Annotated in this window: 10 protein-coding genes and 2 tRNA genes; 5 read left to right on the plus strand and 7 right to left on the minus strand. The window is 32.1% G+C overall.

What is annotated here, in order from left to right; genetic code table 11:
* Positions 1-27 precede the first annotated feature (27 nt).
* Positions 28-2,196, minus strand: coding sequence for a S9 family peptidase (locus tag IUY40_RS12115; protein ID WP_195737129.1), 2,169 nt, complete (start codon positions 2,194-2,196; stop codon positions 28-30).
* A 181-nt stretch (positions 2,197-2,377) separates the two neighbouring features.
* On the opposite strand from IUY40_RS12115, the gene IUY40_RS12120 reads away from it, so the two are divergent.
* On the plus strand, positions 2,378-3,694 hold the full coding sequence (locus IUY40_RS12120; RefSeq protein ID WP_195737130.1) for a hydroxymethylglutaryl-CoA reductase, degradative: 1,317 nt from the start codon (positions 2,378-2,380) through the stop codon (positions 3,692-3,694).
* A 91-nt stretch (positions 3,695-3,785) separates the two neighbouring features.
* Positions 3,786-4,703, plus strand: coding sequence for a GYDIA family GHMP kinase (locus tag IUY40_RS12125; RefSeq protein ID WP_195737131.1), 918 nt, complete (start codon positions 3,786-3,788; stop codon positions 4,701-4,703).
* A 220-nt stretch (positions 4,704-4,923) separates the two neighbouring features.
* Here IUY40_RS12125 and IUY40_RS12130 read toward each other — a convergent pair whose 3' ends face one another.
* The 6 genes from IUY40_RS12130 to IUY40_RS12155 all read right to left on the minus strand — a co-directional run bounded on the left by IUY40_RS12130 (position 4,924) and on the right by IUY40_RS12155 (position 11,179).
* On the minus strand, positions 4,924-7,023 hold the full coding sequence (locus IUY40_RS12130) for a peptidylprolyl isomerase (protein ID WP_195737132.1): 2,100 nt from the start codon (positions 7,021-7,023) through the stop codon (positions 4,924-4,926).
* Positions 7,024-7,131: 108 nt separating this feature from the next.
* The gene (locus IUY40_RS12135) at positions 7,132-8,391 is read right to left on the minus strand and encodes a hemolysin family protein (protein ID WP_195737133.1); all 1,260 of its coding nucleotides are present in this window, start codon (positions 8,389-8,391) and stop codon (positions 7,132-7,134) included.
* Between the two features lie 2 nt (positions 8,392-8,393).
* Positions 8,394-8,588: a hypothetical protein gene (locus IUY40_RS12140; protein WP_195737134.1), complete on the minus strand. Its 195-nt coding sequence runs from the start codon at positions 8,586-8,588 to the stop codon at positions 8,394-8,396.
* Positions 8,589-8,599: 11 nt separating this feature from the next.
* Entirely contained in the window at positions 8,600-9,154 is a 555-nt protein-coding gene (gene lptC / locus IUY40_RS12145; protein ID WP_195737135.1) for an LPS export ABC transporter periplasmic protein LptC, read from the minus strand.
* Positions 9,155-9,198: 44 nt separating this feature from the next.
* A complete protein-coding gene (locus tag IUY40_RS12150) occupies positions 9,199-10,452 on the minus strand; it encodes a hypothetical protein (RefSeq protein ID WP_195737136.1) in 1,254 nt (417 codons plus the stop codon).
* Entirely contained in the window at positions 10,445-11,179 is a 735-nt protein-coding gene (locus IUY40_RS12155; RefSeq protein ID WP_195737137.1) for a type III pantothenate kinase, read from the minus strand. Before IUY40_RS12155 ends, IUY40_RS12150 begins: the two co-directional genes overlap by 8 nt.
* A 99-nt stretch (positions 11,180-11,278) precedes the next feature.
* On the opposite strand from IUY40_RS12155, the gene IUY40_RS12160 reads away from it, so the two are divergent.
* The 3 genes from IUY40_RS12160 (at position 11,279) to IUY40_RS12170 (ending at position 12,230) form a co-directional block, all read left to right on the plus strand.
* Positions 11,279-11,351: transfer RNA gene (locus IUY40_RS12160), tRNA-Phe, on the plus strand.
* A 114-nt stretch (positions 11,352-11,465) separates the two neighbouring features.
* Positions 11,466-11,538, plus strand: a tRNA-Phe gene (locus tag IUY40_RS12165).
* A 380-nt stretch (positions 11,539-11,918) separates the two neighbouring features.
* Positions 11,919-12,230 (plus strand): helix-turn-helix domain-containing protein, encoded by a 312-nt coding sequence (locus IUY40_RS12170; protein ID WP_195737138.1) that lies wholly within the window; start codon positions 11,919-11,921, stop codon positions 12,228-12,230.
* Positions 12,231-12,302: the final 72 nt, after the last annotated feature.

The following is a 12,302-nucleotide window of genomic DNA, read 5'->3' on the forward strand; positions in this document are numbered from 1 at the left end:
ATTATATTTAGGTTAATTAGATTTTAATTAAAGATTTTCCTTGATAAAGTTAGTCATTTTAGTATAAAGCTGAACTCTTGTCTTTCCGCCATAAATACCGTGATCTTTATCTGGATAAATTTGTGAATCAAATTGTTTATTAGCTTGTATTAACGCCTCCATCATTTGCATAGTGTTTTGTACATGCACATTGTCATCTGCTGATCCATGAATTAAAAGAAACTTGCCTTTTAATTTATCAACATGATTAATAGGAGAGTTATTATCATAACCACTTGCGTTCTCCTGAGGAGTCTGCATATACCTTTCTGTATAAACTGAATCATAAAATCTCCAATTAGTAACTGGAGCAACAGCTATAGCCATTTTAAAAACGTCGTTTCCTTGGAAGATACAGTTCGAAGCCATAAATCCACCATAACTCCATCCGAAAATTCCAATTCTAGAAGCATCAACATAAGAATAATTACCGATAACTTTAGCTGCATCAATTTGATCTTCAACTTCGTATTTCCCTAATTGCAATTGTGTTACTTTTTTGAATTCAGCACCTTTAAATCCAGTTCCTCTACCGTCTACACAGGCAACTATATAACCTTGTTGCGTTAGCATTTCGAACCAGTAATCATTAGAGTTATTCCATTGATTTGCGACTTGTTGAGAACCTGGACCTGAATATTGAAACATAAAAACAGGATATTTTTTAGCAGGATCAAAATCTTTTGGCTTTAAGATCCATGCATTCAACTCATTTCCCTTAGCTGTTTTTAGGACTAAAAATTCTTTTGTAGCAAGATTATAGGCTTTTAAGCTAGAAGCAAGTGCTTCGTTATTCTCTATAACTTGTAATTCTTTTCCAGCTTTTGCCTCGTTAAGAGTAAAAGTTGTAGGCTGAGATGCACTTGAGAATGTATTAATGTAGTATTGAAAATTTGGGCTGAAGGTTGCCTTACTAGTACCTACGTTTTTAGATAAACGCACTTTGTTTTTTCCGTCAAGAGCAATTCGGTAAATATCACGATTGATTGACCCATTTTCTGTAGATTGATAGAAAACAGTTTTTGTTTTCTCATCAAATCCGTAATATGAAGTTACTTCCCAATTTCCTTTAGTAACTTGATTTTTAAGCTTTCCTGTTTTATCATATAAATAGATATGATTAAAACCATCTTTTTCACTAGTCCAGATAAAACTATTGTCTTTTAAGAAAGTTAAGTTATCTGTAACATCAATATAAGCTTTATCTTTTTCATTAAGAACCACTTTTGAAGCTCCTGAAGCACCATCAACAAACAATAAATCTAAATTATTCTGATGACGGTTTAACACCTGAGCCGACAATGTATTAGTATCATTTGTCCACTTGATCCTTGCAATATAAAAGTCGTTATAATTTCCTAACTTAACTTCTTTAGTATCATTTGCGGCTGCATCATATATATGTAACGAAACTACTGCATTTTTTTCTCCTGCTTTAGGATATTTAAAAGTCTCAATTGTAGGATACAAATCGGTTTTAAAAATCGACATTGAGAACTCAGGAACCATACTCTCATCAAAACGGATATAAGCTAGTTTCTTACTGTCTTTGCTCCAATCGAAAGCCCGGACAAAAGCAAACTCTTCTTCATAAACCCAATCCGTAATACCATTGATTATCGAATTTTTCTTCCCATCAGCTGTAATCTGAGTCGATTTTTTAGAAGCTAAATCATATACATATAAATTATTCTCTTTTGCGTAGGCTATTTTCTGTCCATCAGGTGAAAAAGTCGGCTCTTGAACCTGAAAATCAAAAAGCTTTGTTAACTCTTTTGTATCTATATTATATAAATAATAATCTGCTGTAAACGAATGGCGGAAGATTTTGGTAGAATTACAAGCCAGTAAAATCTTTTTTTCTGATACATCAAAAGTATAACTATTAATCATCGGTAACTCTCTATGATTTTTTGTATCAATTAGAGTTGTCACTTTTTTTAATGTAGCATAATCATATAAATCTATTTGCATGCTCCTACTCGGCCTATCAAAATTAAGTACAGTATACTGATTGGTATTTTGTAGTGATTGTAGTTTAAACATTTCTTTAGTTCGAAATATTCCACTAAAAACGTCATCTACAGTAATTTTTTGTTGACCAAAAACAGTAAAACAAATAAATAAAAATAATGCGGTAAATTTTCTGGTATTCATACAAATGAGTTAAATATAAAAAAGAGCCCAATTTTAGTGAAAAAAATACACATAATATACATTTCAAGTGTTAAATGTTAAGAAATTGGTTTTTTGTTTTATTCAATGTCCTCAATTACATTACAAACAAAACCGTTAAAATGGTATCTTTGCAGCAATACTACCTTTTAATCAATTGAGAATGAACAACGCCGTTGCTGGATTTTCTAAATTATCCAAAGAAGAAAAAATTAACTGGATTTCAAAAAAGTACTTTTCAACACCAGAAAAAGCAATTTTTTTACTTAAAAGTTACTGGAACACGGATCAAAAATTACAGAAACTACATGATGAATTCATCGAAAACACCATAACTAATTTTTATATTCCGCTTGGCATAGCTCCAAACTTCCTAATTAACGATAAATTTACCACAATACCAATGGCAATCGAAGAGAGTTCGGTTGTTGCAGCAGCTTCAAAAGCAGCCAAGTTTTGGTCAACTCGTGGTGGGTTTAAAGCTACAGTCATCAATACTGAAAAAATAGGTCAGGTACATTTTACCTTTAATGGTGATGTTTCAAAACTGAACTTGTTTTTTGCACAAACAAAAAGCAAATTCTTTAGCGATACCGAAAATATAACCAAAAACATGCAACAACGTGGTGGCGGAATTCTTGATATTGTTCTAAAAGACAAAACCAATTTATTACCAAATTACTTTCAGCTTCATGCAACCTTTGAAACTAAAGATAGCATGGGAGCCAATTTTATAAATTCATGTTTAGAACAATTTGCTAAAACGTTAAAAGATGCCTCGCAGGAATATGAGTTGTTTACAGAAGCTAATGAAGAAGTAAAAGTCATCATGAGCATCCTCTCCAACTATGTTCCAAACTGCATTGTAAGAGCTGAAGTTTCATGTACTGTAGATGAATTGGCCGAAAAACACATTCCAAATCCTCTGGAATTTGCCGAACGTTTTGTTCAAGCTGTACAAATTGCAGAAGTGGAACCATTCCGCGCCGTGACCCACAATAAAGGAATCATGAATGGTGCCGATGCCGTAATACTTGCCACAGGAAATGATTTCCGTGCTGTCGAAGCAGGAGTTCATGCCTATGCATCTAGAAACGGACAATATTCAAGCTTATCACATGCTAAAATCGAAGATGGAATTTTCACATTCTGGCTAGACATGCCTCTAGCTTTGGGAACTGTTGGCGGACTAACATCTTTACATCCTCTAGTAAAATTTTCATTACAAATGCTAGAAAATCCATCAGCTCCACAGTTAATGCAGATCGTTGCTGTTGCAGGATTAGCACAAAACTTTGCTGCATTACGCTCTCTAACCACTACTGGAATTCAAGAGGGACATATGAAGATGCACATCAATAACATCATCAATCAATTTGCTGCTGATGACAACGAACGTATTTTGATCAAAAATCATTTTAAAAACCACACCATATCACATAGTTCAGTAGTTGATTTTATTGAAAACTTAAGAAAATAATAAGGAGCCATTCCCGCTGTACGTTATATCTTTATGTTTTTAAAGACAAAACACAAAGGACACTACTGCCATCGGGGCTAAAAATAAATGCATGAAAACAACTTTTTACAGTAACGGAAAACTTTTAATAACCGGAGAATACTTAGTATTAGATGGCGCAAAAGCATTTGCTTTACCAACAAAATTTGGACAAAGTTTAATTGTTGCCAAAGGAGAGAACCAAGAAATACAGTGGAGAAGTTACGATGCAGATAATAGTATCTGGTTTGAAGACACTATAACTTTTAACGAGATAATAGACAATCCCGAACCAAAAACTGAAACGGTAAAAACTACATTAACAAACATTTTACACGAAGCTTATTTATTGAATCCAGAGTTTTTAACCCAATCACAAGGATATCAAATAAACACACAACTTACTTTTCCTAAAAACTGGGGCTTAGGCACATCATCGACATTATTAAACAATATTGCCCAATGGACCGAAATTGATGCTTTTACGCTTCTTAAAAACAGTTTTGGAGGCAGTGGATACGACATTGCCTGTGCACAAAACAACACTCCTATATTATATCATCTACAACAAGATTTACCAATTGTAGAAACGATAGACTTCAATCCTAAATTTAGTCAGAATTTGTATTTTGTGTATTTGAACAAAAAACAAAGTAGTAAAGCAGCAATAACAGCTTATTACAACAACAAAAACAGCCACCTCTCAAAGATAATTGCCAATAACGACAAAATAACACAAGCTGTTATACATGCCAAAACTGGAAAAGAATTTGCTAAAACATTAGCAGTTCATGAAGCTGAAATGAGCAATATTCTAAAAATGAAAACCATCAAAGAAAAACTCTTTCCCGATTTTGAAGGCGTAATAAAAAGTCTTGGTGCTTGGGGAGGCGATTTTGTAATGGCAATATCCAAAGACAATCCAACAGAATATTTTACCACCAAAGGATATAAAACAATAATTCCTTATAACGAAATGATACTGACTTAAGCCTTAACTAAAAATAATTTCATCAAAAAACACAAACCTTGCTAGAGTATAGCAAGGTTTGTGTTTTTTGATATTGTAGTTATCATAATCAACATGAAAGGCTTAACTAGTTTAAAAGCCATTAAGAATACTATTTGAAAAATGTCTAATCAAAAAAAATCTCGAAACACAAAGTATTTCGAGATTTTTAGATTTAATCTTTTATGTAAATTTTGATAAATTAGTAGCTAAAGTGAGCTCTGTTATCAACGATTTTAGCGTTATCTTTTAATGCAGGAAGAATTCTGTTTACATCCTGTGCACTTTGTGCTTTAACTTGAGCAACATAAGCCGCGTGGTCTTTTAAAGCAGGTGCTTTTATAGTGCTATTGTTTTTAACAACATAAACACCTGTATTACCTTCAATTGGAGCAGATAATTTACCCGCAGCCAAAGCAAATGCATTACCAACAACTTTTGGTTCTTGTCCAACTCCACCAGGTAAAATTGGGTTACTCATAGTTACATCTGTTGCTTGCTGTACAGCCACTCCGGCGCTTTTAGCAATTGCCTCGATAGTAGTACCATTCATTTTAGCTTTAAGGATTTCAGCTTTTTTCTTGTTTTTAAGAATTGGCTCAACATAAGGTCTTGCAACATCTACAGATACTAAACCTGTTTTATTAATATTCTTAAGTTGTGCAATAACGTGACCGATATTAGCTAACTCAAAACGTTTAACATCACCTTTACTTGTTCCTTTTTCAAAAGCCCATCTTACAATAGTTCTTTGATTTCCTAATTGTCCGAAATTTTCGTCCATACCTTTTACAGTAACTGCAGGAGAAACCGTTAATTTCATGTCTTTTGCAACTTTACTAAAGTCTTTACCAGCAGCGTCCATTTCAAATTTAGTTGCTTGAGTAAATACTCTATCAGAAGTTACTTCTGATGCTTCTATTTTTTGAGCTACTGTAGCTAAACGAATACCATCTTGTTTGTCAGTAATTTTGATAATATGAAAACCAAAAGGAGTTTCTACCAATCCTATTTTTCCAATCGGATTATTGAAAACAAAATCATTAAATGGTTTAACCATTTGGTTTTGCCCAAAATATCCTAAATCACCACCTTGTTGTGCAGATGAATCATCTGAAGCCGTAAAAGCTAACATTAAGAAACTATCTGGATTTGCATTTACTTGAGCCAAAACTTCTTCTGCTTTAGCTTTAGCTTGCTCTTTAGTTCTTCTTTCTTTTTGATTTGGAACCTGTGTTCCTTCATAACTAATTAAAATATGACTAGCTTTTGCATTAACTCCTGCTTTAAACCCTAAAGATTTAGAAATACAGTAGTAGTTACCAAAAATATAAGGACCATAAACTTCACCTGGAGCAAGAGTAAATAATTTATCTGCATCTACAGCTGGCAAATCTTTCTTAGCTACATAAGTTGAATCGTAAGGTACATCTGAATTTGAATTAACAAAGTCAGCAACATTCTTAGCTGATTTAAATCCTGGCAAAGTATCATTTTTACCTGTTTTTTGGTTGTAAACAATACTTCCAGATAATAATGCTGTTACTTTTGCTTTAATTTCTGCTTCATCTTCTTTAGATGCTTTATCTTCAATTAAAACATACTGAATCTCACGAGTTTCATCTGCTTTAAATTTCTTTTCGTCTTTTTTCATGAAATCAACGATTTCAGAATCAGATACTTTTACATCGCTATCTTTGATAGAAGAATACAATCCAGCTGCAAAAGCAAAGTTAACTTTGTTTGCTTCCATTTCATATTTCAACTTACCTTCTGCTACAGTTGTATAAAGTCCAGCTTTAATCAACGTATTGTATATTTGGTATTTTGCATTCAAATCCGCATCTTTCTCTCTATCTTTTAAATATTGAGCTTGCTCTGGATTTGCTCTAAAATATTCTTTAAATTTTGCTACGTCAAAAACCCCTGCTGCATTTAAGAACATTGGATTTTTTCCGATATTTTGGTCAGCTTTTAAAACTTCAAATAAATGCTTCTCACCTACTCTTAATCCTAATTTATCAAACTCTGATGATAATAGGGCAATAGAAACCTCTTGATCCCAAACTCTGTTTGCAGCTTCAGTGGAAGTTATTCCTTGCCCACTTTTTTCAACACTACTAACTTTGATTCTAAAATCTTCAAATGAAATATCTTTCCCATTGATGCTTCCTACGTCTTTTGAACTCTCACCAAAATTTCCACTACTGAAAAGGTCTTGAATGATAAATGCTAATAATGCAAGTGCAATAACGCCTATCAATAAAGCGGAACGTTGTCTAATTTTTGCTAAAACTGCCATTTTTATTGTTGTTAATTTTATATTCAGTTTGCGAAAATACAATTATCTAGCTAATAATAATACTAGTAGCAATTTATTTTCCAAGATTTTTTATTTTTCTAAAAAAAATCACTCTTTTATAGTCATTTTGACTAATTCTATTTTCTTATTTGTTGCCTCTTCTATCACAAAATGATAGTTTCCTATGGTGATTTCTTCTCCGATTTGTGGAATTTCTTTTGTATAATCTACAATAAACCCACCCAAGGTTCCATATGAATCACTTTCTGGAATATCCAATTTATATGTTTCATTTAAATACTCAACATCAAATCGGGTTGAGAAAATATATTTCCCTTCTCCCAATTCTTTTTCTATTAACTCCTCATTTGAATCATGTTCGTCTTCAATCTCTCCAAACAATTCCTCTACAATATCTTCAACGGTTATTATTCCAGAAGTCCCACCATATTCATCTAGCACTACGGCTACGCTTTTTCGTTTCTTGGTAAGCAAATTCAAGACATCTTTTATATAAACTGTTTCTGGAACAAACTCAACAGGAATCAATACCGACTTTATAGTTTCTGGCTTTTTAAACAAATCAAAAGAATGCACATATCCTAAAATATCATCTAATGAATTCTGATAAACAAGTATTTTTGAATACCCCGTTTCTACAAACAAATTTTTAAGTACATCTATAGTATCAAACAACTCAACCGCATCTAATTCAGTACGTGGCGTCATTATATCTCTTGCTTTTACCCCCGAAAACTCTAAAGCATTCTGAAATATTTGTATCTCTGAATCAACTTCTTCATCATCTTCTACAGTGCTCATTTGCTCTGAAATATAATTTCCAAGTTCAACTTTACTAAAGAAAAACTGAACCTGATCTCCCTCTGTCTTAAAAAATTTACGCAAGATAAAATCTGAAATCCATATAAAAAAAGTAGAGAGATAATAAAACAGCCAGTAGAAAAAATATGCTGGAATTGCAAAAAATTTAATTAAAGAATTCGCATAAATTTGAAAAAACACCTTTGGAAAAAACTCTGCAGTAATTAAAATAAAGAAAGTAGAAACCACAGTTTGAATTAGCAAACTAGCTGCATTCGAAAAATGATACCCAAACTCTAAAAGTGCTTTTAAAAGCAAATCTCCCATAAAAAAACTATAAACAACTATTGCAATATTGTTTCCAATTAACATAGCTGCTATAAATTTCGAAGGTTTTTCGGTAAGCTTAGTAAGAATCTTAGACAAGAAGTTTTCTTGTTTCTTCTCAATCTCCAGATAAATCTTATTCGAAGATATGAATGCAATTTCCATACCCGAAAAAAAGGCTGATAGTATTAAACATAGTATTATAATACTAATCTCCATTTTTACTGTTTTTTATTACGATTGTCAAGTTTATTGGCGAATTTTCTCCTAAAAAAGAACATAAAAACTCCCATTCCTGCAATCAAAAAACTTAACCACGGAGTAGCTTCACCTGCACTTATTTTCATTATTGCCTCATAAGTAAAAAGAATTGCAACTATTAGATAAGCATATTGCGTGTATTTTAAGTAACCCATAATTATTATTTTTATTCTTCGGTTTCTATCTCCCCGTTCATTCGTTGAGAGTTTATTATTTTAAAATCTTTACTAAAATCAATTCCCTGTCCATACGAAACTCCTTTAGCATCTGTAAATTTAAACTTTCTTTCGGTATAAAACCATTCGTTTTTCTGATCAAAATACAATTGCTCTGTCTCTAACATCTGACCATCCTCTGTAGTGATTTTTACTTTTCCTTGTAAATCGATAACAGAAGTTTGCTTATAAGAAATAGCATAATTTGCTTTTACATAAGTACGTTTGCGTTTTTTATCATACAAAGTAACATCTATCCCTTTTGGAAAATCAGTAAATGGAAAACTTACATTAGAGTAATCCAACATCTTGGGACTTATTAAAATTCCTGAAATAAGCCCAGAATCGGTATATTTTATATTGACATTATCAGCATCACTAGCAGGAACAAACTCTACAAAATTACTTCTTTGTACGTCTTTAAAATTACCTTCGCATCCTAGAAAAAACATCGCAATAAAAATTACGAACCCAGAAATAACACTATGTTTTTTAAGTAAATTCATTCACTAAATAAGGTATTAAACTCCTACAGAGTTTACAATCTGGATTAATTAAACTTGCTTCTTTCGAACCATTTATCGTTTAATGAGAAACCTAGGCTAAAATTAGCATAATTCTCTTGAATTAAACCTGCCGATGTAGTCCCTCTTTTTCCAAACTCCATTCCAAAATTGATATTAGAAAATGTCCCTGAAATTGGAAATCCTGCTCCAAGTGTAAGTCCGATATCATTTACTCTTTGTGAGTTAATTATCAAAGCTGTTCTTTCATATTTAAGACCTGCTCTATAAGTAACTCTATTAAAGTATCCTGAAAAAGAGCTATAATTAGGAACATAGTAACCTCCTAAACTTGCACTTGCAGCTTTTCCATATCCTACATTTGGCGCAGCATTGTATACACTTGATTGATCAACTGAGTTTTGATATGAAATTTTCCCTCCAATTAACCATTTTCTTGCCTCTCCCACACCTGCACTCAAGGCTAGTTTAAACGGCATATTTACATCAACCTTATTTTTTAAATCTTCTCCAGGATCTAAAACAGTGAAATTAAGTCCCGAACCAAGCATTCCTGTTGAAATGTTTCTTGTGTTTTCAGAATTCAATTTACTTTGTATAGTATATGTTGCACTACTAAAGAAAGATAATTTTTTATTTATCTTATACTGATACATAGCTCCTAAGTTAAAATTAAATCCTGACAAATAAGTTGTATTTAATTCTCTAGTTCCAACTGGAACATCAGGAATAAACTCTAAACTAGTAGTTTCAACCTTACCAAAATCATATTGAATGTCTGCTCCAATACTTAAATTCGGTTTAACTTTATATGCAAGTCCAAAATAAACTTTATTCAAACCACCCGAACCATCAAATCTTTTATTATTACCTCCATTATTTACTGCAAGCGATTCTATTTGATATCCTACAGATGAATATGGAATCAATCCAAAACCTACTCCAAACTTTTTCCCTAAAGGCAAACCTACTGCTATATAATCTAAGGTTGTTCTTTGCGCTTTTGCCGATTCTTTATCAGTTTTTAAAGTACTTGAATTAAATGTTCCCCCTACTGTAAAACTTGTTAGTTTTAAATTTGCATAACTCGCAGGGTTTTCCATATTAATATGAATACTATCTTGCTCTACTGCAATACCCGACATAGAACGACTTTCGACAGTTCCTTTAAACCTTACATCTCCAATTCCATAAAAAGAATAAGGAGAAGATGTTCCTTGTTGAGCAAAAGATACGAATGACAAAAGTAAGCAAGCGCTTATTATAATTTTTTTAATCATTGTTGATTTTATATTGAAATGTTTGGTTCAAACTTTCTAATAAGAAATTTGAATTGGCAAATATGGTATTTTTTAATCGTTTAGCCAAAAAAAGTGCATCACCACCCGTTAAAATTATTATAAAATTTAAGTAGTCTGCTTTGTATTGATCGATAAAACCGTCTATTTCGTAGACGAATCCATTGACAACGCCTGAATGTATTGATTCGGGAGTCGAATTTCCTATATATGATTTAGGTTCTTCAAATGTTAATAACGGAAGTTTTGCTGTATAATTATGGAGCGCTTCATATCTTAATCGCAACCCTGGAGATATAGCTCCTCCTAAATAATTATCATTTTCATCGACAAAATCATATGTAATACAAGTTCCAGCATCAATAACCAGTCTATTTTGCTTAGGATATTGTAATGTTGCTCCACTAGCAAGTACAACTCGATCTATTCCTAAAGTTTTTGGCGTAGCATATTTATTTGTAAAAGGAAAACAATCTTCATTAGTCAAAAAACAAACATTTACATCATTATTAAAAACTAAAAACGACTCTTTTCCGATATTTCCAACCGAAGCAACAACCAAATCTGTTATTTTTTCAAATTTATTTAAAATATCTTTAATTCTTTTTTCGAGTTGATTTTTATCAAAAACAAAAAACTCTAAAGCAGTATTATTCTCAAAAACAGCACCTTTAATACGTGTATTCCCAACATCAATTGTTAAAACCATAGCTTCTTATTTACTGCTGCGAAGATACAAATTGATTTTTTTTTAAAATTGTTTTGGAGAAACTAAAAAACATTCTATATTTGCACCCGCAACAAGCACGGTACCTTAGCTCAGATGGTAGAGCAATGGACTGAAAATCCATGTGTCCCTGGTTCGATCCCTGGAGGTACCACAAAACCCACTCAAACGAGTGGGTTTTTTGTTTTTTTATAATAAATCCATTCTTTCTTTAAATTTACCTTGGATAAACTAAAAAACATTCTATATTTGCACCCGCAATAAGTACGGTACCTTAGCTCAGATGGTAGAGCAATGGACTGAAAATCCATGTGTCCCTGGTTCGATCCCTGGAGGTACCACATTAAGCCCTTGAATCTTTAAAGATTTCAAGGGCTTTTTTATGCGTAGTACTAAAAAGAGATCAACACGAAATCCTAAAAAAACTTCCTTGTTCTCTCCTACAGACATTCGGCAATGACTTACCATATTTTATTAAAAGCAGGACTGTATCTATTAAATACGCATTAATTTGTGTATAAAAAAATGCGTTCCATAAATTTAAACAACTTTTATTATACAATTCTCCATATAATAATTGCTAAATTGATATATTTATGCAAAATAGATATACATGGAACTTTTATCTTGCCCAAAATGCCAAAGTGATCACATTATTAAAAGTGGTATTATCAATACTAAACAAAGGTATCTATGCAAAAAATGCAATTACTTTTTTACTGTGAACAAGATTGGCAAAAAAATTGACGAATACTATGTAACCAAAGCACTACAACTGTACCTCGAAGGATTGAGCTTTCGCGAGATTGAACGAATCATCGGAGTTTCGCATGTAACAATAAGCAATTGGATAAAGGCTTATAACATAAAAAAACCTTTACAAACCAACTACCATCCTACATATAAGATCTTTAACCACTCAGAACTTATTGAATACTTAAATAAAAAACAATTATTATCTGGTGCTGGCATGATTATAACAGAACTGGGAGACAAGTTTATGCTTATAAAATGGGAGCGTTTTAAGGATTAACTATACTAGTTTACACAAAAATATATCATAATTTTTTTCTACAATAAAATAACTCAATTTGGCACTTTATTA

It is taken from the genome of Flavobacterium sp. ALJ2 (assembly GCF_015594725.1).
Lineage (GTDB): Bacteria > Bacteroidota > Bacteroidia > Flavobacteriales > Flavobacteriaceae > Flavobacterium.

Bases quoted from the DNA above. Each gene is read 5' to 3' on its own strand.
- IUY40_RS12115 (WP_195737129.1), bottom strand. From the start codon at position 2,196: ATGAATACCAGAAAATTTACCGCATTATTTTTATTTATTTGTTTTACT.
- IUY40_RS12120 (WP_195737130.1), top strand. From the start codon at position 2,378: ATGAACAACGCCGTTGCTGGATTTTCTAAATTATCCAAAGAAGAAAAA.
- IUY40_RS12125 (WP_195737131.1), top strand. From the start codon at position 3,786: ATGAAAACAACTTTTTACAGTAACGGAAAACTTTTAATAACCGGAGAA.
- IUY40_RS12130 (WP_195737132.1), bottom strand. From the start codon at position 7,023: ATGGCAGTTTTAGCAAAAATTAGACAACGTTCCGCTTTATTGATAGGC.
- IUY40_RS12135 (WP_195737133.1), bottom strand. From the start codon at position 8,391: ATGGAGATTAGTATTATAATACTATGTTTAATACTATCAGCCTTTTTT.
- IUY40_RS12140 (WP_195737134.1), bottom strand. From the start codon at position 8,588: ATGGGTTACTTAAAATACACGCAATATGCTTATCTAATAGTTGCAATT.
- lptC (WP_195737135.1), bottom strand. From the start codon at position 9,154: ATGAATTTACTTAAAAAACATAGTGTTATTTCTGGGTTCGTAATTTTT.
- IUY40_RS12150 (WP_195737136.1), bottom strand. From the start codon at position 10,452: ATGATTAAAAAAATTATAATAAGCGCTTGCTTACTTTTGTCATTCGTA.
- IUY40_RS12155 (WP_195737137.1), bottom strand. From the start codon at position 11,179: ATGGTTTTAACAATTGATGTTGGGAATACACGTATTAAAGGTGCTGTT.